A 21,464-nucleotide genomic window follows, 5' to 3' on the forward strand; every position below is an offset into this window, starting at 1 on the left:
TGCTTTTGCGGCAAGCAATAATTCGGGAGGACACGATGGCTCAGACATGTTGGGCTCGCTTTTCCATTCGGCCCGCAACGCGACCCCTGACGTTGCAGAGAACCTGGACCAGCCTTGTCATCGGCCTCGGCGTTGCGGCATCGACGACGGCGGTTCTGGCCCAGGACGGCGCAAAAAGTCCGACGCCAGAGAGCATCAAAGCCATCACATCCCAGGTTGACAGCGCCTACATCAAGGCCAACACCGCGACGTCCAGCAATTGGCCCACGATCGGTCTCGACTATGCCGAGACGCGCTTTTCGAAGCTCAATCAGATCACGGCCGACAACGTCAAAGGCCTCGGCCTCGTCTGGACCTACAATCTCGAATCTTCACGCGGCGTCGAAGCCACACCGGTCGTCGTCGACGGCATCATGTACCAGACGGCATCGTGGAGCGTCGTGCACGCGATCGACGCGCGCACGGGCAAGCGCATCTGGACGTTCGATCCCCAGGTCAACCGCGAACTCGGCTTCAAGGGCTGCTGCGACGTCGTCAACCGCGGCGTCGCACTCTACAAGGGCAAGGTGTTCGTGGCGGCTTACGACGGGCGCCTGATCGCGCTTGATTCCGCAACGGGTAAGAAGGTCTGGGAAAAGGACACCCTGCTCGACCACGAGCATTCCTATACCATCACAGGCGCGCCGCGCGTCTTCAACGGCAAGGTGGTGATCGGACAAGGCGGCGCCGAATATGGCGCGCGCGGCTACGTCACCGCCTACGATGCCGAAAGCGGCAACCAGCTCTGGCGCTGGTTCACCGTGCCGGGCGATCCCTCGAAGCCGTTCGAGGACGAATCGATGGAGAAGGCGGCCAAGACGTGGGACCCCGCCGGCAAGTACTGGCTCAACGGCGGCGGCGGCACGCCGTGGGACACCATCACCTTCGACCCCGACCTCAATCTCGTCTACATCGGCACCGGCAACGGCTCGCCCTGGAACAGAAATGTGCGCAGTCCCGCCGGCGGCGACAACCTCTACCTCGCCTCCATCGTCGCACTGAACGCCGACACCGGAAAATACGCCTGGCATTATCAGGAAACGCCCGGCGACCACTGGGACTACACCTCGACCCAGCCGATGATCCTCGCCGACATCAGCATCGACGGCGCCCCGCGCAAGGTCATCCTGCACGCGCCCAAGAACGGCTTCTTCTTCGTGATCGACCGCACCAACGGCAAATTCATCTCGGCGAAGAATTTCGTCGATGTGAACTGGGCCACTGGCTACGACACCAACGGCCGCCCGATCGAGGTGCCGGCCGCGCGTGGCGAAGCAGCCTACGACTCGATCCCCGGACCCTACGGTGCCCACAACTGGCATCCAATGTCGTTCAACCCGCAGACCGGCCTCGTCTATCTGCCGGCCCAGAACGTGCCGTTGAATCTCATTCCGGAAAAGAGCTTCAAGCAGAATGCCGCAACGCCGGGCAAATTCGGCGGCACCACCGGCTGGAATGTCGGCTTCGTGCTCAACGGAGAGCCGCCCAAGAGTCTTCCGTTCGGACGGCTGGTCGCGTGGGATCCGGTCAAGCAGAAGGAAGCCTGGCGCGTCGAATACCCTTCGCCATGGAACGGCGGAACGTTGACCACGGCCGGAAACCTGGTTTTCCAGGGCACCGCGGACGGACGCTTCGTCGCCTATGACGCCATGACGGGCAAGACGCTGTGGGAAACACCGACCGGCACCGGCGTGGTCGCGGCGGCTTCGACCTACCTGCTCGATGGCGTGCAGTACGTCTCGATCGCCGTCGGCTGGGGCGGCGTCTACGGCATGGCGCAGCGGGCGACCGAGCGGCAAAACCCGGGCACGGTCTACACGTTCGCGCTCAACGGCAAGGCGCCGCTTCCGGAATTCGTGAAGTACCAGACCGAAGGCCTGCTCCAGGGCGTGAAGTACGATCCCAAGGACGTGCCGGAAGGAACGGCCCTCTACGTTGCCGCCTGCGCCACATGCCATGGTGTGCCCGGCGTCGACAAGGGCGGCAACGTCCGCAATCTCGGCTACGTACCCGCGGCGGAGATCGCCAACCTCAAGGACATCGTCTTCAAGGGACCGTTCCGCGACAAAGGCATGCCGGACTTCACGGGCAAGCTGACGGAAGCCGACGTCGTGAAGATCCAGGCCTTCATCCAAGGCACCGCCGACGCGATACGGCCGAAGAAATGACATGGCGGCACGGCTGCGGCAGGCCTTGCCGCAGCCGGTGGATGCGAAGTTCGCAACACGCCTCAATCCTCTGAAACACAATGCATTTCGAGGAGGTTCATTGAGTTCCATACTGGTCGTCGATGACCATCCCATCATTGCGGAGGCATGCCGTATCGTGCTGGGGGACGTCGAAGACGTTGTCGCCGCGCGCGACGTGCCGAGCGGCTATGACGCATTCCTGGAGCACCGGCCGGGAGTCGTCATCCTCGATTTGAGCTTTCCCGGCGAAGCACTGGGCGGTGTCGACTTGCTGCACCGCATCTCCTCGGATGCGCCGCTCGCACGCATCCTGGTTTTCAGCATGCATGCCGACGCAAATATCGTCGCGTCCGCGATCAAGGCGGGAGCCATCGGATATTTGCTGAAGGACTCTCCGCCGGACGAACTGCCAAAGGCGGTGCGTCAGGTCCGACTCGGCCATCGCTATGTCGACGAACGGATCAACCTGCGCGGCGTGACCCTGCCCGACCACGTCGTTTCCGGAAAAGCCACACTGACACGAAGAGAGCGTGAGGCGCTCGGCCTGCTCGGCCAAGGACATTCGTATCCTGCGATCGCCGACGAGCTGGCTATCACGCCTCGGGCTGTCGCCCGGCTCATCAAGCAGGCGAGGACCAAGCTCGGTATCCGCCGCACGAGCGACCTGCTCCGACGGGCGCGCGATCTCGCCGACGGAGAAGACAGCCCGAATTGACGCGCGACCACTTGGTCCGTTGCTCGCTCGGAGGCAGTAGACGCCACGTTCAGATCAGGCCACCGCCGTCGGAACCAGTGCCTCCACCGTCAATCCGCCATCGCCGGAGACGACGTTGAGCGTGCCGCCCAGCGCCAGGATCCGCTCCCGCATGCCGACGAGGCCGAAGCCGAGCTTCTGGTCCGGCTCCATGCCGCGGCCATTGTCGCTGACCCGCACCCGGGCGCAGACGCGGCCGTCCTGCGCCGTCTGCTCCGCCGGCTCGATCACGACATTGACCGAGGTCGCGCCGGCGTGGCGGAACACGTTGGTGAGCGCCTCCTGCACGATGCGGTAGATGGTGAGGTCGGCGGTCTCGCCGGTTGCGCCCAGCGCGGGTGAGATCGACGTCTCGATCGCGACATCCGGATGCGATTCCCGCCACAGCCGCGACAGCGATTCCAGCGCCTGGCGCAGGCCGAGCTCGGCAAGGCCGACGGGGCGCAAGCGCTCCAGCACGCGGCGATTGAACTGCTGCAGCGCGTTGATCTGCTCCAGCATGGCGCTGCCGTGTTTTCGCACGGCCTCGGCGCTGGGAACGCGTCCGTCCGCCTGCTTCGCCAGCGCGCCGGCATGCGCCCGCAGCGAGAACAAATACGGCCCGAACTCGTCGTGGAGCTCGCGCGCGATCTCCTTGCGCTCGATGTCCTGGAGCGACACCGCGCGCTCGGCGAGGCGCCGCTTGTCCTCGACTGCCTCACCCAGCGTTGCGGCGAGGTGGTTGAGCTTGGTGCAGATCACGGCGAGCTCCGGCGCACCGCCCGGTGTGACACGGGCCTCGTAATGTCCGCCTTCCAGCTCCCCCATTGCCTCCGCCAGCGACTGCAGCGGCGCCAGCGCGCGGCCGACCACATTCATCATCAAGAAGAACAGCGCCAGCGCGATCGCCGAGCCGACCTCGAGCTGGGTCACGATGCCGTCCCAGATCTCCGCGATCTCGTCATCGGGATGCGAGGTGATCAGGAGCGAGCCGGGCCTGCCGTGGATCGAGACCGGTACGCTCACCGCGGTCTGCTCGGGATGAACCAGGCCGACGAACCAGGCCGGCGGCCCGCGCGTGTCGGCGTCAGTATCAAGCCGGGGTGGCGTCTGCGGATTGCCTGCGGCATCCCGAAGCGTGATGCTGACATGGCGCAGACGGCTGAGATCGCGCGCGATCTGGTTCAGCCTGGCATCCGGATCGGGCGCCTCGTTGAGATCGGCAACGATCATCTCGATGAATTCGCGCGCGAGGCGGATCACGCTCTGGTCCTCGGCCTGCACCCGCGGACCTGCCTCCGCGACCTGGCGGCCGATATTGACGGCGAGCCCCAGCGCCAGCAGCAGCGCCAGCAAGAGGTTGATGCGCCCGCGCAAGGATAGATTTTGCCACATTGGTGTCGCCCGTGCCTCGCGATGCCTCGCCCGCCCCGGTCCGATGGCGTTGACAGGGGCGAAGCGGCGGATATCTAATCGGAAGCGTACAGCAATCCCGGCCGGGCGCGAAACAGGCCGACGCTGTCACAAGGAAACGCCTATGCGCATTCTGATCGTCGACGATCATCCCATTGTCGCCTCCGGCTGCCGTGCCGTGCTGGCCGACGAGGGCGAGATCGAGATTTTGGAGGCCGCCGACGCCGAGGACGGCGAGTGCGTCTTCATCGTCGAACGCCCCGACCTCTGCATCATCGACATCAATTTGCCGACCGTCTCCGGCTTCGAGCTCGCCCGCCGCATCCTCGAGCGCGCGGCTGATGCCCGCATCATCATGTTCAGCATGAACGACGACCCGGCCTTTGCCGCGCGCGCGATCGAGTGCGGCGCCAAGGGCTACGTCTCCAAGACCGGCGACCCCGACGATCTCGTCGAGGCGATCCGCGCCGTCGGCGGCGGCGGCACGTATCTGCCGAGCGCGATCGCGCGCAGCATCGCCTTCGCAGGGCCGACGCTGGCGCAAAGCCCGCTGTCCAAGCTGAACCCGCGCGAAATGGAGATCCTGCGGCTGCTCAGCGCCGGAAAGAGCCTGTCCGAAATTGCCTGGCTGGTGCAGTCGTCCTACAAGACGGTCGCCAACACCTCGTCCATCATGCGCCAGAAGCTCGGGGTCAAGACCTCGGTCGAGCTGGTGCGGCTGGCGATCGACAGCGGCGTTGCCTGACGGCGCCACGAATTCGGTCACATAAGCGTTGCAATCTTGAAGTGGTGAGATGCCACGGAGCTCCAAGGCATGACGATTCAGACTGTCTCGACCAACAAATCCTACGGCGGCGTGCAGGGCGTGTATCGCCATGCCAGCCAGGCGACGGGAACCGACATGGTGTTCTCGGTCTATGTTCCGCCGCATGCCGGCGGCGCCAGGCTGCCCGTGGTCTGGTACCTGTCCGGCCTCACCTGCACCCATGCCAACGTCACCGAGAAGGGCGAATTCCGCAAGGCCTGCGCCGAGCTCGGCCTGATCTTCGTCGCGACCGATACGTCACCACGTGGGCCCGACGTGCCGGGCGATGCCAACAACGCCTATGATTTCGGCCTCGGGGCCGGCTTCTATGTCGATGCGACCGAGGCGCCGTTCGCGCGCAATTATCGGATGTGGAGCTATGTGACCGACGAGTTGCCGAAGCTCGTGGCGGGAAATTTTCCCGTCGACGCCAAGCGGCAATCGGTGATGGGCCATTCGATGGGCGGCCACGGCGCGCTGACGGTGGCACTGCGCAATCCGCACCGCTATCGCGCCGCGAGCGCCTTCGCGCCGATCGTGGCGCCCTCGCAGGTGCCGTGGGGCATCAAGGCGCTCACCGGCTATCTCGGGCCGAACAAGGACGCATGGCGCAGCCATGACACGGTGGCGCTGATCGCGGACGGCGCGAAGTTTTCCGGCTTCCTGGTCGACGTCGGCGAGGCCGACAATTTCCTGAAGGAGCAGCTGAAGCCGGAGCTGCTCGAAGCCGCCTGCAGCAAGGCGAACATCCCGCTGACGCTGCGGCGTCAGCCGGGCTACGACCACAGCTATTATTTCATCTCGACCTTCATGGGCGATCATCTGCACTGGCATGCTGAGAAGCTGAAGGGGTGAGACCGGTCTCTCCTCCCCCTCTCCCCCGTTCGTACGGGGAGAAGGTTGGGGTGAGGGGCTACATCCCCGAAAGCGGTGACAGTGGGACTCGCGGAAAGGCGAAGAACCTACTCCCGCCTGCCGTAATTCGGCGCCAACAGCCGGTTGCGGATCAGATAGCTCATCGTGCGGGTCCAGGCTTCATCCGTGTTGCCGCGCATGTCGGCGCTCGCCGCCATGATCATTTGGCCGGTCTTCACGTCACGCAAATAGACGTTGAGATTGATGATCAGGTTCGAGACCTTCTGCACCATGCCGGTGATCTCGAGGTCAGCGCCCAATTCGCCGGCAAGCTTGAGGTCGCAGCCGCCGCAGGCCTGCAAGTTCGCGTGACGGGCGGCATCCCTGACCGGCGCGATGTCGAGCATCTGGAACCTGCCGGACTCCTTCAATTCCTTGCGCAGCTGCTCGCTGACGAGTACGAGCCGCGCCTCTTCGGGCTTGGAGCCGTAAAACTCGCCCGGCAGGCTGGTATCGATCAGCTCGAAATCGAACACGGCGAGCTTGGGTGGATCGGCGCGCGCGACCGACGGCGTCAACAGCAAAGCGGCGATCACCATCAATGCTCGCATGATCGTGATGCCGCCGCGCGCGGGGACGAAATGCGGGGTTGCATGCCCTGACAAATTGGTCATGCTTGAAGCAGAGACAATTCTCCACCTGCGGTCAAGCCGGGGGGATCGCTCGGAGGAAACATGATCCGATGGTTGGCCGGCCTGATCGGCTTTGCTCTTGCTGCGACGAGTGCGCTCGCGGCGGAGCCTGCCCTGATCGGCGTCGGCTATCTCGGCGTCGCCGCGACCCGATCCACACTATCGCTGGTCGAGCAGCCCGCGGAGAATGACGGCATCGCCGGCGCGCGGCTCGCGATCGAGGACAACAACACCACCGGCAAATTCCTGGGCCAGCGGTTCGTACTGGAAGAGCGCCGCATCAAAGAAGGTGAGGACGTCGTCCAGGCCGCAACCGCGCTCGCGGAGAAGAACGGCTTCATCATCGCCGACCTGCCCGCCGATGCGCTGCTGAAAGTCTCGGACGCCCTGCGCGAGCGCGGCACGCTGCTGTTCAACGCAGGCGCGATCGACGAGCGGCTGCGCGAGGCCGATTGCCGCGCCAATGTGATCCACACCGCGCCGACGCGGGCGATGCTGGCGGATGCGCTCGGGCAATATCTCGTCTGGAAAAAGTGGTCGCGCTGGCTGCTCGTGGTCGGCTCGCATGACGAGGACAAGCTGTTTGCGGATGCGCTCCGGCGCACCGCCACACGGTTCGGCGCCAAGATCGTGCAGGAGCGCACTTTCGAGGACAAGGGCGGCGCACGCCGCACCGACAGCGGCGTGACGCTGATCCAGCGCCAGATGCCTGTGTTCACCCAGCAGGCGCCCGCCTACGACGTGCTGGTCGCTGCCGACGAGAGCGAGGTGTTCGGCGCCTACCTGCCCTATCGCACCTGGGATCCCCGCCCCGTCGCGGGCTCGGCGGGGCTCGTGCCGCGCAGCTGGGACGCATCGCAGGACCAATGGGGCGCGATCCAGATGCAGAACCGCTTCATGAAGCTGAATTCACGGCGCATGTCGGCGCTCGACATGCAGGCCTGGACCGCGGCCCGCATGATTGGAGAGGCCACCTCGCGCACCAATTCCGGCGACGTCAAGAAAGTGACTGACTTCATCAAGGGCCCGGACTTCTCGGTCGCCGCCTTCAAGGGCACACGGCTGACCCTGCGTGACTGGAACCTGCAGCTGCGCCAGCCGATCCTGCTGGTCGACGGTCGCATGGTGGTTTCGGTCTCGCCGCAGGAAGGATTTCTGCACCAGGTCTCCGAGCTCGACACGCTCGGCTATGATCGTCCGGAGAGCAAATGCAAGCTGAAGTGAGCGATGTGAGATGAGTTCAAGCTGGCTCGACAACGACGCAGCGCCCCCTCCCCCGCTTGCGGGGGAGGGTTGGGTAGAGGGTATTTCCGCTCGCGAGAGCCCCCAAGAGGAGAGAGCCCTCTCCCGCATCGCATCTGACGATGCGATGCGACCTCCCCCGCAGGCGGGGGAGGTGAAGACCGCCCGCGGGCAGACATCACGCATGCTGGGAGCAGCGTCGCTGCTGACCCTTGCGCTCGCGGCCGCGCCAGCACACGCCTTCATCGCCTACGTCTCGAACGAGAAGAGCAATACGGTCTCGGTGATCGACACCGACAGCTGGACGGTGACCAAGACCATCAAGGTCGGCCAGCGCCCGCGCGGCATCGATTTCACGCGCGACGGCAAGTTCGTGATGGTCGCGGTCGGCGACGACGACACCGTCCAGATGATCGACGCCAAGACGCACGCCGTGGTGGACAGCCTGCCCTCCGGACCCGACCCGGAACTGTTCGCCCAGGACGCCGCCGGCAAGATCCTCTACGTCGCCAACGAGAACGACAACACGGTGACCGTGATCGACCTCGAGAAGCGTGCCCGGCTCGGCGACATCCAGGTCGGCGTCGAGCCCGAGGGCATGACCATCAGCCCCGACGGCAAGACGCTGATCAACACGTCGGAAACCACCAACATGGCGCATTTCATCGACACCGCCTCGCGCCAGATCGTCGCCAACGTGCTGGTCGACGCGCGGCCGCGCTTTGCCGAGTTCAAGCACGATGCTTCCGAACTGTGGGTCTCCTCCGAGATCGGCGGCACAGTCTCGGTGATCGACCCGAAAAAGCACGAGGTGATCGGCAAGATCACGTTCGAAATTCCGGGCCTGCGGAAAGAAGCGATCCAGCCGGTCGGCATCGGCATGACCAAGGACGACAAGACCGCCTTTGTCGCGCTCGGCCCCGCCAATCGCATCGCCGTGGTCGACGTGGCCTCGCGCAAGGTGACGAAATATCTGCTGGTGGGTCAGCGGGTCTGGCACATGGCGTTCACGCCGGACGAGAAATACCTGCTGACCACCAATGGCGTGTCGAACGACGTCTCCGTCATCGACGTCGCCGCGCAAAAGGTGATCAAGACCATTCAGGTGGGCGAACTGCCCTGGGGTATCGCAATCGCGCCATGACCAGCCCTGCTCCGATTCCCAAACCACAGGAGGCGCCGAAGCCAGATGCGGCCGCGGTGCCGGCGCTGTCGATCGACGGCGTCAGCCATGCCTATGGATCGCGGCGGGCGTTGATCGACGTCTCTTTCAACGTTCAGCCAGCGAGCTTCACCGCGCTACTCGGGCTCAACGGCGCGGGCAAGAGCACGCTGTTCTCGCTGATCACGCGCTTGTTCGGCATCCAGTCCGGCCGGGTCGGCATTTTCGGCCATGACGTCGGCAAGAGCCCCGGCGAGGCGCTGCGGCTGCTCGGGGTCGTGTTCCAGCCGCGCACGCTCGATCTCGACCTGTCGCTGACGCAGAACCTGCTCTATCACGCCGCGCTGCACGGCATCAGCCGGAGCGAGGCCGCCGCACGCAGCGCCGAACTGCTCGGCCGCATCGGGCTGGAAGAACGCGCAGGCAGCAAGGTGCGCGACCTCTCCGGCGGGCAGATGCGGCGGCTGGAGATCGCGCGAGCGTTGCTGCACCGGCCGCGGCTGCTGTTGCTCGACGAACCCACCGTCGGCCTCGACGTCAAGGCGCGCGCCGACATCATCAGCCAGGTTCGCCGGCTCGTGACGGAGCAAGGCATCGGCGTGCTATGGGCCACGCATCTGTTCGACGAGATCATGCCCAGTGACGACCTCGTGGTGCTGCACCAGGGCAAGGTACTGGCGCAGGGGCCGATGAGCCGCGTCGTTACCGAAGCCGGCGCGCAGGACGTCAACACCGCCTTCATGCGGCTGACGGGGGCGCAGACCATGCCGGGAGGCGGCGCATGAGCAGCATGACGACGCGCGACACCCCGCGTGGCTTCTCGGCCGGCGAGTACATGACCTGCCTCACCGGCATCGTCTGGCGCGAGGGCCTGCGGTTCCTGCATCAACGCGAGCGCTTCGTGTCGGCTCTGGTGCGGCCGCTGGTATGGTTGTTCATCTTCGCCGCCGGCTTCCGTCAGGTGCTCGGCATCTCCATCATCCCGCCCTACGAGACCTACATCCTCTACGAGGTCTATATCGCGCCCGGGCTGATGGCGATGATCCAGCTGTTCAACGGCATGCAGTCCTCGCTGTCGATGGTCTACGACCGCGAGATGGGCAACATGCGCACGCTGCTGGTGAGCCCGCTGCCGCGCGGCTTCCTGCTGTTCTGCAAGCTGCTGGCGGGCACCGCCGTCTCCCTGCTCCAGGTCTACGCGTTCCTGCTGATCGCCTGGTTCTGGGACATCACCCCGCCATCCTCGGGCTATCTCACCGTGCTGCCGGCGCTGATCCTGTCCGGGCTGATGCTGGGCTCGCTCGGCATGCTGATCTCCTCCGGCATCAAGCAGCTCGAGAACTTCGCCGGCGTCATGAACTTCGTCATCTTCCCGATGTTCTTTGCTTCCTCCGCGCTCTACCCGCTGTGGCGGGTGCAGGAGGGAAGCCCTTATCTCTACTATCTCTGCGAGGCCAATCCCTTCACCCATGCGGTCGAGCTGATACGTTTTGCGCTCTATGGCCAAATCAACTGGATCTCGCTGGCGGTGGTCGCGGCATGCACAATCGTCTTCATGATCGGCGCGATTTGGGCCTATGATCCCTCGCGTGGGCTGGCGCGACGGGGGCCCGCAGGAGGCGAAGGATGAAGGTTCTGGCCATGGCTGTTGTGGCGCTGGCGCTGTCGGGCACGGCCGCCCACGCGGCCGATCCGCGCTACCCCAACTGGCCCTGCACGCAAGCCAAGGTGCCGGAGATTTCGCTCGCCGCCGTCTGGGCTGGTCCTGCGCTCGACGACGCCGAGACCAAGTGGAAGAACGATGCGAAGATCACCGCGCTGGTCGCGAAGCTGTCGGCGCGCAAGACGCCGATGGACGAGGCCGAGAAGTCGGTGAAAGACTTTTTGGCCGCCTCTTCCGCCGACAAGACCAACAACGCAAAGCTGCTGTTCGCCGGCCTGTTCGACACGCTCAACGCACAGCGCTCCCAGGTGATGAACGGGCTCGAGCGCGTCAGCCGCAAGCAGCGGGAGGCCGCCGACAAGATTCGCGAGGAGGCTATTCAGCTCCAGGCGCTGCAGGGCGCCACTCCGCGTGACGAGGCCAAGGTCGAGGCGCTCGGCAATGAGCTGATCTGGAAGACCCGCATTTTCGAGGACCGCAACAAGGTCGTGCGGTTCGTCTGCGAAGTTCCAACCACGATCGACCAGCGCCTGTTCGCGCTCGGCCGCGTGATTCAGCAGGAAATGGAATAGCGTCCGCCTCGCTTGCCGGTTACGGCAGGTTCCCGGATCACCGGTTAACCCCTTTGCTCCGCTATTTGCCGGAACCAAATCGCGCTAGGATGGCTTGTCGACGTGAACTCCAGGACGTCGGGAGGCCTCGATGGGAACCACAAGATTCATCTGTGCGGGCGTTGCGGCCCTCAGCATGCTCGCAACCAGCGCTTTTGCCGACGACATGACCGGATTGGTCATGCGGATCGATCGGCTGAACGGCACGATCTCGATCCAGCAGACGCAGAAGGGCACGGTCGGCGGCAGCGCCGGCGGCGCCGGCGCGCTCCAGGAATACAAAACCAAGGACGCCGCGATGCTGGAGTCCGTTCACGCCGGCGACAGGGTGAACTATTCTGCCACCGACAATAACGGCACCGGCACGCTGACGAAGCTGCAGAAGCAGTAGGCGCTTGCTTCGCCTCTCCCCGCCAGCGGGGCGAGGGAGCACACCTGAGTTCGCGCCTCTACTGCTCGGGGCGCGGCTCAGGCTGCGCCTCCGCAGTCGGAAGCTTCGCCCGCTCCCAGCCGTCGGTGCCGTCGGGGTACCAGGCGATGCTGGAGTAGCCGTATGTCAGCGCGCGCTTGGCGGCGTTCCACGACATCCAGCAATCTGCGAGGCAATAGATCACCAGCAGCGCGGACTTGTCGCCACGTGAGGCCTGTGCGAGGCCGCGCTGGAGATAATCGTCCATCGCCGGCGGCAAGCTGCCGTAGCCGGTATCCGGCAACCAGATGCTGCCCGGAATGTTCTTGCGCGGCGCATCACGCCACACCGTGCCTGCCGGAAGATTCTTCGGCCTCGGCGGCCGCGGCAGCACGTCGACGAACGCACCGCTCCTGGCGCGCCAGATCGCTTCGGCTTCCACCGTATTGAGCACGCGCGCACCCGCCAGCGTCGCCGGCACCGGTGCGCGATAATTGTCGGCGCGATAACCGTCGGGCTCGAACGGCTCCTGCTGCTGCGCGAATGCCGGCACCGCGAACGCGGCAACCACGAGCGCAGCGGCAAGACGCCACCTCATGGCGACTTCTTGGCCGTCTCCGCGCCGAGCGGCTTGTTGTTCTCGTCGAGCAGCGGGACGCCGAAGTCGACCAGGATCTTGTTGATCTCGCCCTGGTTCTCCTGGATCAGCTTGTTGAGCTGTCGCTTCCAGTTCTGGTCGGCGGGACGCACACCCATGCCGATGCGATAGACCAGCTTCGGCCCCGTGGTTTCCTTCACCAGCGGTGTGACGTGAAGCGAGCCGACCTTCTTCGCGTAGTAGCCAGCCATCGGTCCCCACAGCACCCCGGCGTCGATCTTGCCGGCGGCGAGATCGTCGATCATGGCTTGGGCCGAATTGTCGTAGCGCGTGTCGATCATCAGCGGATAAGGCTTCGCGTCGCCCATCAGGCCGGCGATGGCCATGTTCGTCGCCGGCGGCGTGCCGGCGACGATGCCGACATGCTTGCCCTTCAACTTCGCGTCCTCGAGCGTGTCGACGTCCTCGAGCCCGCTGCCGGCCTTGGCGACCAGCGCATAGCTCGTGCGGTAATAGGGATTGGTGCCCTGCACGACGTCATCGCCCTGCGGAAAGCCCATGATGACGTCGCAGCGGTGCGCGCCCAGCGTCATCCGCACGAAGCCGGTGGCCTGCGGGAAGAAGACGTAGTCGAGTTTCTTCTTGAGCTTGTCGGCAAACAGTTCGGCCAGCTTGTTCTCCAACCCCTCGCCCTTTTCGTTCGAGAACGGCAGATTGCGGGGATCGGCGCAAACGCGTAGCACGTTCGGGTCGACCAGCTCGAACGAGAGGTCGCCGCTGTCATTGGTCTGCGCGACGGCGCCATCGCCGAATGCACAGCACGCAACCAGGACCCACAGTGAAAACAACCAGCGACGATGTGGTCCGGCCTCCGTCATCCCGCTTCCTCCTCGTTTTGTTTGAATGCTATCCATGCAACGCATGACGCGCCAAGTTTCGCCAGACTCTGCTGGCTTTGCTTTGTTGCAGTGCAATGCAGCCAATCCTTTGAACTGAGGCGGAAAAGTGTCTCGCATCGCTCGAGTGATCGCAGCCTTGTCCCTGCTGGGGACGGTAACGCTAGCACGGGCCGGGGCGGCCGAATTGCCTGTGAGCGAAGTCGCATCCGGAATCTTCGTACACTCCGGGGCCATTGCCCTGATGACCCGCGAGAACGAGGGCGACATTGCCAATGTCGGTTTCATCGTGGGCGATGATGCCGTGGCCGTCATCGACACCGGCGGCAGCCTCCGCGAAGGCGAGGCCCTGCTGGCCGCCGTGCGGGCCCGCACCAATAAGCCGATCCGGTATGTCATCAACACTCACGGCCACCCCGACCACGTTTTCGGCAATGCCGCCTTCGCCGCTGGCGGCACCAGCTTCGTCGGCCACAGCAGGCTGCCGCAGGCGCTGGCGACGCGCGGGCCTTACTATCTCGACAATTTCCGCCGCATCATGGGCAGCGAGTTGATCGATCCCGTGAAGATCATTGCTCCGACCCTCCTGGTGTCGGACACGATGACGCTCGATCTCGGGGCGCGCCGTCTCGCGTTGCGCGCATGGCGGGCCGGGCACAGCGACAGCGATGTGACCGTGTACGACGAGACGACGAAAACCCTGTTCGCGGGCGACCTCGTCTTTCTCCGCCACATTCCCGTCATGGATGGCAGTATCCGCGGCTGGCTCACCACGTTGAAGGAATCGGAGACCATCCCGGCGCGACGCGTCGTTCCCGGTCACGGACCCGTGAGCGACTGGCCTGCCGCGCTGGCCGATGAGCGGCGTTACCTGTCAACGCTGCTGTCCGACGTGCGCGCGCGGAACAAGAACGGCGAGCCGATCCGGGCCGCCGCCGAGAAGGCGGCCGCGGAGGAGCGACCGCGCTGGGAGTTGTTCGGCGATTACAACGCCCGGAACGCAACTGCAGCATTTTCGGAAATTGAATGGGAGTAGCAGGCGCGCTACGATAGAAGCGAGAGATCAGCTTCGCTGACTACGAGATCAGCTTCGCTGACTCGGAGGATGATGACCATGACCAGATGGACACGCCGCCTGCCCTTGATCGCCGCACTGCTCGGCATCGCCTTCGCCCTGCCGGCGCAGGCTGAAGAGGCTGACGATCCATGGCCGGGCCTGGTGCAGGACATCTTCAACAACCGTGCGATGAATGACGGCAGCGCCGTGATCGGCATCGAGATGCCGTATCGCGCAGAGGACGCGGCGATCGTGCCGGTGACCCTGCGCAGCAAGCTCTCGCCCGCGGATGGCCGCCGTATCCGTTCGATCACGCTCGTGATCGACCGCAACCCGGCGCCGATGGCGGCGAAGTTCGAGCTCGGCGCCGATGCCAATGTCACGGAGATCTCGACGCGCGTGCGTGTCAACAATTACACCGATGTGCACGCGGTGGCCGAGCTCAGCGACGGCCAGCTCTATGTCTCGAAAGTTTATGTCAAGGCCTCGGGTGGCTGCTCGGCGCCGGCAGGAAAGAACGCCGAGGAGGCGCAAAGCCGGCTCGGCAAGATGCGCTACAGGCAATTCGCGCGCGAGGAAGCGCAGGCGAGCCGCATCCGCGAAGCCCAGATCATGATCGGCCATCCCAACAATTCCGGCCTGCAGATGGACCAGGTCACCCAGCTCTACATTCCCGCCTTCTTCGTCAACCAGCTGAAGCTGACGCAGGACGACAGCCTCGTGCTGTCGATGGAAGGCGGCATCTCGATCTCGGAAGATCCCAATCTGCGCTTCACCTACGTATCCAACGGCGCCAAGCGTTTCCGCGCGGAAGCCAAGGATACGGATGGGCATGTGTTCCGCAATGAGTGGGATGTGGAGAAGCCGGGGACGTAGACTCGCGCGACTTGCGTTGAATCCCTCTCCCCCTTGTGGGAGAGGGTGGATCGCCGCGATAGCGGTGAGACGGGTGAGGGGTTTTCCTCAGATGAGTGCGCGGTGAGATACCCTCATCCGGCGCTTCGCGCCACCTTCTCCCACAGGGGAGAAGGAAGAAAGCGCTAAAAACACCTCACCTCGGCTTCCGCTTGCGCGCGGCGCAGATCATTCACGGCCGTATTCGCCTGCTCCGAGGTGCGGAACTGGACGCCGAGATTGCCGCGGACCTGGGACATGCTGAGCGCGGTCTCCGCGGTCACATAGCGCTCATAGGGCATGATCGAGGCCACCACGTCGATCGAGCAGGAACATTGCTCGATCGACTGCCGGCTCTCGCCATTCGCCTTCATGCAGCCATAGACGTACTCCGCGCGCGCCGACGTCGGGTAATCATTGGCCTCCTCGGCCCGCGCCACGCACGCGGTCGCCGCCAGCACCGTCAATGCGGCGACAATCGGTCGTAGCTGTCCGGCCAGTTTCATGCGCATCCTCCCGCGGGTTGCGAGCAAAGCTATGCTATGCGTATTGTCCTGAAAAGCACTCTGTCAGAGGAAACGGCTCACAAGGTGATGAGAGCACTTGGCGTGATAAGGGCACAAGGTCGGACATTGGCGCTCGCGACGATGCTGATGCTGACACTGGTCGCACCCGGCCGCGCCGCGGATACGATCCGCCTTGCGGTGCAGAAGACCGGAACATTCTCCTGGGAGCTGGCCGCGATCCGCGCCAACGGTCTCGACAAGGAGGCGGGCCTCTCGCTGGATGTCACCGAGCTCGCGAGCACCGAGGCCGGCAAGATCGCGCTGCGCGCCGGCAGCGCCGACATCATCCTGTCGGACTGGCTGTGGGTATCGCGCGAGCGGGCGCTCGGCGCCAAGCTCACCTTCTATCCCTATTCCAGCGCGCTCGGCGCGGTGATGGTACCCGCATCCTCGCCGATCAAGACGCTCGCCGACCTCAAGGGGCGCAAGCTCGCGATCGCCGGTGGCGCAATCGACAAGAGCTGGCTGCTGCTCCAGGCGAGCATGAAGCAGGACGGCATCGACCTGAAGTCGGAGGCGACCATCGTCTATGGCGCCCCGCCCCTGATCGCCGCCAAAGCGCTCGACGGCGAGATGGATGCAAGCCTCAATTTCTGGAATTTCTGTGCCCAGCTCGAGGCCAAGGGTTTTCGCCGCCTCGCCGGCATCGAGGACATTCTGCCGAAGCTCGGCGCCAAAGGCGCGGTCTCCGCGGTCGGCTACGTCTTCGACGAGAGCTGGGCGGCGAGCCACAAGGACGCGGTGGCGCGCTTCATCGCGATGACCCGCAAGGCCAAAGAGCTACTGGTGACCTCCGATGCAGCCTGGGACAAGATCGCGCCGTTGACCGGCACGAGCGATGCCACCCTGCTCAAGACCTATCGCGACCGCTATCGAGACGGCATTCCACGCCGGAGCATCGACGACGAGGAGAAAGATGCGCGCGTGCTCTACCGCGTGCTGGCCGAGACCGGCGGCCGTGACCTCGTCGGCCCCGCGGCCGAGCTCGATCCCGGCACTTTCTATCACGCAGTCCCCGGAGATTGAGGTGCTGCGTCTTCTGTCGTTCGCCCTGTTTCTCGTGATCTGGTGGATTGCCGCGCTGTTCGTCGGCGGCGCGAAGCTGCCCTCACCGCCGGCCGTGCTCGAGGTCATGATCGCGGAGGCCTCATCGGGCGCGCTGTTCCTGCATCTTGGCGCCACGCTGGCGCGCGTGATCCTCGCCTTCGTGCTGGCGATGTCGCTCGGCAGCGCCATCGGCTATCTGATGGGACGGGTCAGGCTCGCGGACAAGCTCGGCGATCCCTGGCTGATCCTGCTGCTCAATCTGCCGGCGCTGGTCGTGATCGTGCTGGCCTATATCTGGGCTGGTCTCACCGAGGCCGCCGCGATCGCCGCGATCGCCATCAACAAGCTGCCGACCGCGGTCGTCACCTTGCGCGAGGGTACCCGCGCGCTCGACCGCTCGCTGGACGAGATGGCGAGCGTGTTCGCGATGCCGCGCTGGCGCGCGTTCCGCCATGTCGTGCTGCCGCAGCTTGCGCCCTATATCGCGGCCTCCGCCCGCTCCGGACTGTCGCTGGTGTGGAAGATCGTCCTGGTCGCCGAGCTGCTGGGACGGCCGAACGGCGTCGGCTTCGAGATCGGCGTCGCCTTCCAGCTGTTCGACACGCCGCGGCTGCTGGCCTATTCGCTGACATTCGCCGCGGTCGTGTTCGTGATCGAAACCTTGCTGGTGCAGCCGTTCGAAGCCCGGGCAACACGGTGGCGGCCCCGTGCGGCTTGAGGTCGAGATCACAGGCAAGACGTTCAGGAGTGTCGCGGGCGGGACCCACGAGGTGCTCGCCCCGCTCAAATTCGCGCTTCAATCCGGCGAGGTCGGCGTGCTGATCGGTCCGTCCGGCTGCGGCAAGAGCACGATGCTGCGCATCATCCTCGGGCTCGACGCAGATTTCAGGGGCCATGTCGCGCGTCCGCCGCAAGCGCGGATCGGCATGGTGTTCCAGGAGCCGCGGCTGTTGCCGTGGCGTTCGGTCGAGCAGAATGTGCGGCTGGCTGCGCCCGACGTGACCGATGCCAAGCTGTCCGAGCTGTTCAGGATTCTGGAGCTGGACGCGCATCGCAGCCACTTTCCCGGCGAGTTGTCGCTCGGCCTTGCCCGGCGCGTCGCGCTCGCCCGCGCTTTCGCAGTCGAGCCCGATCTGCTGGTGCTCGACGAGCCCCTCGCTTCGCTCGACGACGCGCTCGCCGGCCGTTTGCGCGACGAGATCGCGGCGCTGGTGGCGAGCCGTCCGGTGATGACGCTGCTCGTCACCCACAGTCTCGATGACGCAGTTCGGCTCGGCGACCGCCTGTTCTTCTTGTCGCCGCGTCCCGCGCATATCGTGCAGGAAGTCCCGATCACCATCCCGCGCGCGATGCGCAGCGAAGCTGCGCTCAGTGGGATCAGGGCCGAGCTCGCGGCCTTGCAGCTTGAATCGAAATGAAAACTCGTGGTCAACTGGACCAATGTGTCGAGGGAGGTTCACCAATGCGGCGTACGCTGATTGCGATCGGCATCCTCTTGGTTGCGGTGCCGGGCGCGGCGCTGGCGCAGACCAAGGGCAAGGGCATAAGGCTCTGGAACCTGACGAGCGAGACGATCTCCGGCTTCCAGCTCTCACCCGCCGGCAAGACCGAGTGGGGCCCGAACCAGTGCTTGAACGACAAGGACAAGGAGGTCGACCACGACGAGCGGCTGCGCATCACCGGCGTCGAGCCGGGCCGTTACGATGCCAAGGTGGGCTATCCCAATGCGCGGCAGTGCGTCGTTCGCGACATCGAGATCAGGGCAGATGCGGTGTTCTCGATCGCCGACAAGGATCTGAAGGACTGCAGCAAATAGCGAGACGTCTTACGCCCTGTCGTTCGGGTGCGGATATTCGCAGCGCCACCGCACCGCCTGCCACTTCGGATGATCGCCGACCCATTGCGCGATATAGGGGGGCGCGGCCATCACGCATTGGCGGGGCGACCCCGCATAGTTGAAGATCAGGTGTTGCTCTTCGCAGGTCGCAGGCGAGAGCACCGCACACACGGTCACCACCAGGTCGATCGGGTTCATGCCGAGATCCTCTCACGGGAACAAATGGAGGTTAGCACAAGAAACTACGTCCCATGGAGAGGGAAGTTTCAATCCGGAGTGAGGAACAGAGCCACCTCTAGAAGTTAATGCCAAACACCATACGGGCCTGGTGGCGCTCGAAATTGACGAGGTCGAGATTGCCGCCCGATCGGGCCGGGCGACCCCAGGCTTGCATGCTCCAGCTCAGGGTCAGTCGCGAGCGCTCGGAGAGCTGGAAATAGGCGGTCGGGCCGACGAACAGGGCCTGGCCGGAAAACTCGCCGAGGCCGATGCCTTCATATTGCCGGAAGTAGCGCAGCTCGCCGCCGAGCAGTACGTTGGGCCGCACGCGCACCAGGCCGGCAAAGGCCGCACCGATCGTCGAACTCTTCTCGGACTGCCCCGTCACCTCGAAGCGCGCCCATTCCGGCTGATAGATCAGGTTGAGCGCGCCGATGGCGAAGTTCGGGATGAGCTCGCGGTCGAACGCCACGGTGAAATCGGTGCCGTACATCCGCCCTTTCGCGCCGCTGGTCTCGTCGATGCGGTCGCCATGGAGGTCGGCGGCGACGGTGAGGCCGAACGGGGCGCGCTCGCGGTCGAGCAGGCGATAACGCAGGTCGAGCGAGGCGCCCTGGAAGTTGAGCTGGCGGCGGTCGTCGATATCAGGCACGCCGGTGATGTCGTGCAGCGAGGCGATGCCGCCGAGCTCGATGCGGAAGTTCGGCAGCGGTACGATCTCGATCTCGACCTCCTTCTCCAGAGCGCGATAGGTCCCGGCGCCCTTGCCGAATCGCCCCGTCGTCTGGCTCTGGAATTCGCGCTCGCCGGGATTGCCGACATCGCTACCGATCATGAAGCCGAAAATGTGCTCGGTATCGAAGCCCTCCTCGGCGTGCCCATGCGTCGGTCTCAACGCGACCGCGCAGGCCATCACCATCAGACATCTGCGAGTCCTGCCGCGCATCCCCTGTCCCGATAGCGCACGCCGCTTTGATGCGCCAGCAGCGCCGACCGGGCATCAGCGTAACACACTGCCGCAAGAGCGAGGTCGAGATTTTGATGGAAGATGATTGAAGCCCGCGCAGGCGTCTCATCGTGTCGACGGCGAAGCACAGGGCACAACGATGCCCGGCTCGAGATCCGACACTGCCACGGCTTCGACGGCGTTCACCGTCGAGGCCGCGGCAGGTCGTCAGTCTTACTTGCGCGCAGCGCAGGCGTACATGTTGATTTCCATGCCGACCGGCACTTCCACGATCTTCGGAGCTTTCCAAGCCATTCGGGGTCTCCCCAAGGTATTGAGCGCGACATCGCGCGGCGCAAAAACCTAGGGCTGCCTCAGGTGCAGTTCAAGCCTCGATTCGGCTGCCAAGCGCGTCCGTGTCGATTCTTCGTGGCTGCATTTCTCTCTCGGACAAAACCAGTTCTCTCTTGGTCAAACACGCCCTGCAAGACACTGGCTTGTGCGATGCACCGCGCGCCGAATCGACACCAAACGTACCCGCGCTGTCAGCAACCTTTGTCGGCCGCTGTGGCGTTCGGCTTGGCCCCGTCGGCCCGCTGAGCCGCCGTCGGCTGGCTCTGCATCTGCCGCTGTGCATCCTCGGACGACGCCGGAGTTTCACCGCTTGCACGATTCATCGTGCTGGTCGGCGGATGCTGGCTGGTGTCGCTCGCTGAGCTGGACGCGTGCGATTGCGCCGAGCCTACGGTGACCGGACCAGAACCGGCATCCTTGTCAGTGCTGGCGCTCCCTGTGTTGCAAGGGCCGGCGACGGCGACGCCGGCGCTTAACGTCAAGATCGCGCAGGCGGCTAGAACGGAACGTTTCGTGTTCATCTGCATCTCCTCTTGTCCTGCCGCGCTGCCCCGACGCCGGGCAGGACATCGCGAAGAGAACAGGCCGAGCTGCCCGATGTTCCGAGTGTCGGAGCGGAAATGCTCGCAAACACCGCCGCGCCACGCCTGTTCCGCTCACCGCAACAATCGCACCAGGCTCCGGCCGGCACGCGAGCTCAGCTCCTTCGCATCCAGCGTTCCGTCCTTGTCGGGATTGGCTGCGTTGAAGCGCTGCTCGACCACGGACAGATATTCGTCGAGCGTCAGCGTCCCGTCGCGGTCTGGATCGGCGGCCGCGAGCTCTTTCGCCGACAACCGCCCGCGCAATTCGCGCGCGTCGAGCGTGCCGTCATGATCGGGATCGAGCTTTGCGAAGGTCGCGGCGGCCGCCTTCTTCACCTCGGCAAGATCGAGCGTGCCGTCATTGTCGGTGTCGAACAACTTGACCGCGTTGCCGGAGGCCGACCATGCCGGACCGGACAACAATGCAATGGTGAGCGCAAGCGCAACTGAGCGACGCGAAATCATCAAGACCTCCCAGATGAAGCGCCCGGTTTGGGCGCGATACACAACATAAATCCGCAAGCGGCCCCCGGTTCAAGCCCGGAATTGCAACTTGCGCGCGCGACAACCCGGGAAGCCTGGCACGACCGCCGACCGGATTGCTTCGCGTCGCGGAATTTTTGCAGCGTCTCCACGCAAGTTGGACTGCACTG

At 64.8% G+C, this 21,464-nt stretch carries 26 protein-coding genes; 16 read left to right on the plus strand and 10 right to left on the minus strand.

Annotated features, from left to right (window positions below; all coding sequences use genetic code 11):
* The first annotated feature begins 35 nt into the window (after nt 1–35).
* Both CIT39_RS24980 and CIT39_RS24985 read left to right on the plus strand, forming a co-directional pair.
* Nucleotides 36–2,207 (plus strand): PQQ-dependent dehydrogenase, methanol/ethanol family, encoded by a 2,172-nt coding sequence (locus tag CIT39_RS24980; RefSeq protein ID WP_094971800.1) that lies wholly within the window; start codon nt 36–38, stop codon nt 2,205–2,207.
* A gap of 1 nt (nt 2,208) precedes the next feature.
* Nucleotides 2,209–2,943, plus strand: coding sequence for a response regulator transcription factor (locus CIT39_RS24985; RefSeq protein ID WP_094971801.1), 735 nt, complete (start codon nt 2,209–2,211; stop codon nt 2,941–2,943).
* Between the two features lie 54 nt (nt 2,944–2,997).
* Here CIT39_RS24985 and CIT39_RS24990 read toward each other — a convergent pair whose 3' ends face one another.
* Entirely contained in the window at nt 2,998–4,356 is a 1,359-nt protein-coding gene (locus CIT39_RS24990; RefSeq protein ID WP_162308670.1) for a histidine kinase, read from the minus strand.
* A gap of 142 nt (nt 4,357–4,498) precedes the next feature.
* Here CIT39_RS24990 and CIT39_RS24995 point away from each other — a divergent pair, with 142 nt between their 5' ends.
* Complete coding sequence (locus CIT39_RS24995; protein ID WP_094971803.1) at nt 4,499–5,119, plus strand: response regulator; 621 nt, start codon at nt 4,499–4,501, stop codon at nt 5,117–5,119.
* A 69-nt stretch (nt 5,120–5,188) separates the two neighbouring features.
* Nucleotides 5,189–6,034, plus strand: a complete 846-nt coding sequence (fghA, locus tag CIT39_RS25000; protein ID WP_094971804.1) for an S-formylglutathione hydrolase — start codon at nt 5,189–5,191, stop codon at nt 6,032–6,034.
* A 107-nt stretch (nt 6,035–6,141) separates the two neighbouring features.
* Here fghA and CIT39_RS25005 read toward each other — a convergent pair whose 3' ends face one another.
* Entirely contained in the window at nt 6,142–6,708 is a 567-nt protein-coding gene (locus CIT39_RS25005) for a DUF3280 domain-containing protein (RefSeq protein ID WP_094971805.1), read from the minus strand.
* A 60-nt stretch (nt 6,709–6,768) separates the two neighbouring features.
* On the opposite strand from CIT39_RS25005, the gene CIT39_RS25010 reads away from it, so the two are divergent.
* From CIT39_RS25010 to CIT39_RS25035, 6 genes are all read left to right on the plus strand, one after another.
* Nucleotides 6,769–7,950, plus strand: a complete 1,182-nt coding sequence (locus CIT39_RS25010) for an ABC transporter substrate-binding protein (protein WP_094971806.1) — start codon at nt 6,769–6,771, stop codon at nt 7,948–7,950.
* A 202-nt stretch (nt 7,951–8,152) separates the two neighbouring features.
* Nucleotides 8,153–9,112, plus strand: coding sequence for a YVTN family beta-propeller repeat protein (locus CIT39_RS25015; RefSeq protein WP_094971807.1), 960 nt, complete (start codon nt 8,153–8,155; stop codon nt 9,110–9,112).
* Nucleotides 9,109–9,915: an ABC transporter ATP-binding protein gene (locus CIT39_RS25020; RefSeq protein ID WP_094971808.1), complete on the plus strand. Its 807-nt coding sequence runs from the start codon at nt 9,109–9,111 to the stop codon at nt 9,913–9,915. Before CIT39_RS25015 ends, CIT39_RS25020 begins: the two co-directional genes overlap by 4 nt.
* On the plus strand, nt 9,912–10,760 hold the full coding sequence (locus CIT39_RS25025) for an ABC transporter permease (protein ID WP_094971809.1): 849 nt from the start codon (nt 9,912–9,914) through the stop codon (nt 10,758–10,760). The genes CIT39_RS25020 and CIT39_RS25025 overlap by 4 nt, the downstream gene beginning before the upstream one ends.
* The gene (locus tag CIT39_RS25030; protein WP_094971810.1) at nt 10,757–11,365 is read left to right on the plus strand and encodes a BAR domain-containing protein; all 609 of its coding nucleotides are present in this window, start codon (nt 10,757–10,759) and stop codon (nt 11,363–11,365) included. Before CIT39_RS25025 ends, CIT39_RS25030 begins: the two co-directional genes overlap by 4 nt.
* A 130-nt stretch (nt 11,366–11,495) precedes the next feature.
* Nucleotides 11,496–11,795 (plus strand): copper-binding protein, encoded by a 300-nt coding sequence (locus CIT39_RS25035; RefSeq protein ID WP_094971811.1) that lies wholly within the window; start codon nt 11,496–11,498, stop codon nt 11,793–11,795.
* Between the two features lie 58 nt (nt 11,796–11,853).
* On the opposite strand, the gene CIT39_RS25040 is transcribed toward CIT39_RS25035, so the two are convergent.
* Both CIT39_RS25040 and CIT39_RS25045 read right to left on the minus strand, forming a co-directional pair.
* Nucleotides 11,854–12,411 (minus strand): PQQ-dependent catabolism-associated CXXCW motif protein, encoded by a 558-nt coding sequence (locus CIT39_RS25040; RefSeq protein ID WP_094971812.1) that lies wholly within the window; start codon nt 12,409–12,411, stop codon nt 11,854–11,856.
* Complete coding sequence (locus CIT39_RS25045; protein WP_094971813.1) at nt 12,408–13,289, minus strand: substrate-binding domain-containing protein; 882 nt, start codon at nt 13,287–13,289, stop codon at nt 12,408–12,410. Before CIT39_RS25045 ends, CIT39_RS25040 begins: the two co-directional genes overlap by 4 nt.
* Before the next feature lie 127 nt (nt 13,290–13,416).
* Here CIT39_RS25045 and CIT39_RS25050 point away from each other — a divergent pair, with 127 nt between their 5' ends.
* Complete coding sequence (locus CIT39_RS25050; RefSeq protein ID WP_094971814.1) at nt 13,417–14,343, plus strand: quinoprotein relay system zinc metallohydrolase 2; 927 nt, start codon at nt 13,417–13,419, stop codon at nt 14,341–14,343.
* Between the two features lie 78 nt (nt 14,344–14,421).
* Entirely contained in the window at nt 14,422–15,240 is an 819-nt protein-coding gene (locus tag CIT39_RS25055) for a quinoprotein dehydrogenase-associated SoxYZ-like carrier (protein ID WP_162308671.1), read from the plus strand.
* A gap of 164 nt (nt 15,241–15,404) precedes the next feature.
* Here the strand turns inward: CIT39_RS25055 and CIT39_RS25060 are convergent, their stop codons facing one another.
* Complete coding sequence (locus CIT39_RS25060) at nt 15,405–15,764, minus strand: hypothetical protein (RefSeq protein WP_094971868.1); 360 nt, start codon at nt 15,762–15,764, stop codon at nt 15,405–15,407.
* A gap of 87 nt (nt 15,765–15,851) precedes the next feature.
* Between CIT39_RS25060 and CIT39_RS25065 the strand changes: the two genes are divergently transcribed.
* The 4 genes from CIT39_RS25065 to CIT39_RS25080 are packed head-to-tail and all read left to right on the plus strand — an operon-like array spanning nt 15,852 to nt 18,687.
* Entirely contained in the window at nt 15,852–16,850 is a 999-nt protein-coding gene (locus CIT39_RS25065; protein ID WP_162308922.1) for an ABC transporter substrate-binding protein, read from the plus strand.
* A gap of 1 nt (nt 16,851) precedes the next feature.
* Nucleotides 16,852–17,589 carry an ABC transporter permease gene (locus tag CIT39_RS25070; protein ID WP_094971816.1) on the plus strand — a complete coding sequence of 246 codons (738 nt, stop codon included), beginning with the start codon at nt 16,852–16,854 and terminating at the stop codon, nt 17,587–17,589.
* Entirely contained in the window at nt 17,579–18,289 is a 711-nt protein-coding gene (locus CIT39_RS25075) for an ABC transporter ATP-binding protein (protein WP_094971817.1), read from the plus strand. The genes CIT39_RS25070 and CIT39_RS25075 overlap by 11 nt, the downstream gene beginning before the upstream one ends.
* A 44-nt stretch (nt 18,290–18,333) precedes the next feature.
* The gene (locus tag CIT39_RS25080) at nt 18,334–18,687 is read left to right on the plus strand and encodes a hypothetical protein (RefSeq protein ID WP_094971818.1); all 354 of its coding nucleotides are present in this window, start codon (nt 18,334–18,336) and stop codon (nt 18,685–18,687) included.
* 9 nt (nt 18,688–18,696) lie between these two features.
* Here CIT39_RS25080 and CIT39_RS25085 read toward each other — a convergent pair whose 3' ends face one another.
* The 5 genes from CIT39_RS25085 to CIT39_RS25105 form a co-directional block, all read right to left on the minus strand.
* Nucleotides 18,697–18,906, minus strand: a complete 210-nt coding sequence (locus CIT39_RS25085) for a hypothetical protein (protein WP_094971819.1) — start codon at nt 18,904–18,906, stop codon at nt 18,697–18,699.
* A gap of 97 nt (nt 18,907–19,003) precedes the next feature.
* Nucleotides 19,004–19,846: a hypothetical protein gene (locus tag CIT39_RS25090; protein ID WP_094971820.1), complete on the minus strand. Its 843-nt coding sequence runs from the start codon at nt 19,844–19,846 to the stop codon at nt 19,004–19,006.
* Nucleotides 19,847–20,107: 261 nt separating this feature from the next.
* A complete protein-coding gene (pqqA, locus tag CIT39_RS25095; RefSeq protein WP_012029362.1) occupies nt 20,108–20,188 on the minus strand; it encodes a pyrroloquinoline quinone precursor peptide PqqA in 81 nt (26 codons plus the stop codon).
* Between the two features lie 230 nt (nt 20,189–20,418).
* Complete coding sequence (locus CIT39_RS25100; protein ID WP_244607448.1) at nt 20,419–20,748, minus strand: hypothetical protein; 330 nt, start codon at nt 20,746–20,748, stop codon at nt 20,419–20,421.
* A gap of 135 nt (nt 20,749–20,883) precedes the next feature.
* Entirely contained in the window at nt 20,884–21,276 is a 393-nt protein-coding gene (locus tag CIT39_RS25105; protein WP_162308672.1) for a lanmodulin LanM, read from the minus strand.
* Nucleotides 21,277–21,464 lie beyond the last annotated feature (188 nt).

The organism is Bradyrhizobium symbiodeficiens (genome assembly GCF_002266465.3).
In the GTDB taxonomy this organism is placed as follows: domain Bacteria; phylum Pseudomonadota; class Alphaproteobacteria; order Rhizobiales; family Xanthobacteraceae; genus Bradyrhizobium; species Bradyrhizobium symbiodeficiens.

Excerpts from the sequence above, each read along its gene's own strand:
- CIT39_RS25105 (WP_162308672.1), bottom strand. The coding sequence starts at position 21,276 with ATGATTTCGCGTCGCTCAGTTGCGCTTGCGCTCACCATTGCATTGTTG.
- CIT39_RS25035 (WP_094971811.1), top strand. The coding sequence starts at position 11,496 with ATGGGAACCACAAGATTCATCTGTGCGGGCGTTGCGGCCCTCAGCATG.
- CIT39_RS25055 (WP_162308671.1), top strand. The coding sequence starts at position 14,422 with ATGACCAGATGGACACGCCGCCTGCCCTTGATCGCCGCACTGCTCGGC.
- CIT39_RS25040 (WP_094971812.1), bottom strand. The coding sequence starts at position 12,411 with ATGAGGTGGCGTCTTGCCGCTGCGCTCGTGGTTGCCGCGTTCGCGGTG.
- CIT39_RS25080 (WP_094971818.1), top strand. The coding sequence starts at position 18,334 with ATGCGGCGTACGCTGATTGCGATCGGCATCCTCTTGGTTGCGGTGCCG.
- CIT39_RS25020 (WP_094971808.1), top strand. The coding sequence starts at position 9,109 with ATGACCAGCCCTGCTCCGATTCCCAAACCACAGGAGGCGCCGAAGCCA.
- CIT39_RS24985 (WP_094971801.1), top strand. The coding sequence starts at position 2,209 with ATGGCGGCACGGCTGCGGCAGGCCTTGCCGCAGCCGGTGGATGCGAAG.
- pqqA (WP_012029362.1), bottom strand. The coding sequence starts at position 20,188 with ATGGCTTGGAAAGCTCCGAAGATCGTGGAAGTGCCGGTCGGCATGGAA.
- CIT39_RS24980 (WP_094971800.1), top strand. The coding sequence starts at position 36 with ATGGCTCAGACATGTTGGGCTCGCTTTTCCATTCGGCCCGCAACGCGA.
- CIT39_RS25005 (WP_094971805.1), bottom strand. The coding sequence starts at position 6,708 with ATGACCAATTTGTCAGGGCATGCAACCCCGCATTTCGTCCCCGCGCGC.
- CIT39_RS25045 (WP_094971813.1), bottom strand. The coding sequence starts at position 13,289 with ATGACGGAGGCCGGACCACATCGTCGCTGGTTGTTTTCACTGTGGGTC.
- CIT39_RS25010 (WP_094971806.1), top strand. The coding sequence starts at position 6,769 with ATGATCCGATGGTTGGCCGGCCTGATCGGCTTTGCTCTTGCTGCGACG.
- CIT39_RS25085 (WP_094971819.1), bottom strand. The coding sequence starts at position 18,906 with ATGAACCCGATCGACCTGGTGGTGACCGTGTGTGCGGTGCTCTCGCCT.
- CIT39_RS25090 (WP_094971820.1), bottom strand. The coding sequence starts at position 19,846 with ATGGTGATGGCCTGCGCGGTCGCGTTGAGACCGACGCATGGGCACGCC.
- CIT39_RS24990 (WP_162308670.1), bottom strand. The coding sequence starts at position 4,356 with ATGTGGCAAAATCTATCCTTGCGCGGGCGCATCAACCTCTTGCTGGCG.
- CIT39_RS24995 (WP_094971803.1), top strand. The coding sequence starts at position 4,499 with ATGCGCATTCTGATCGTCGACGATCATCCCATTGTCGCCTCCGGCTGC.
- CIT39_RS25030 (WP_094971810.1), top strand. The coding sequence starts at position 10,757 with ATGAAGGTTCTGGCCATGGCTGTTGTGGCGCTGGCGCTGTCGGGCACG.
- CIT39_RS25060 (WP_094971868.1), bottom strand. The coding sequence starts at position 15,764 with ATGAAACTGGCCGGACAGCTACGACCGATTGTCGCCGCATTGACGGTG.
- CIT39_RS25015 (WP_094971807.1), top strand. The coding sequence starts at position 8,153 with ATGCTGGGAGCAGCGTCGCTGCTGACCCTTGCGCTCGCGGCCGCGCCA.
- CIT39_RS25025 (WP_094971809.1), top strand. The coding sequence starts at position 9,912 with ATGAGCAGCATGACGACGCGCGACACCCCGCGTGGCTTCTCGGCCGGC.
- CIT39_RS25100 (WP_244607448.1), bottom strand. The coding sequence starts at position 20,748 with ATGAACACGAAACGTTCCGTTCTAGCCGCCTGCGCGATCTTGACGTTA.
- CIT39_RS25065 (WP_162308922.1), top strand. The coding sequence starts at position 15,852 with ATGAGAGCACTTGGCGTGATAAGGGCACAAGGTCGGACATTGGCGCTC.
- fghA (WP_094971804.1), top strand. The coding sequence starts at position 5,189 with ATGACGATTCAGACTGTCTCGACCAACAAATCCTACGGCGGCGTGCAG.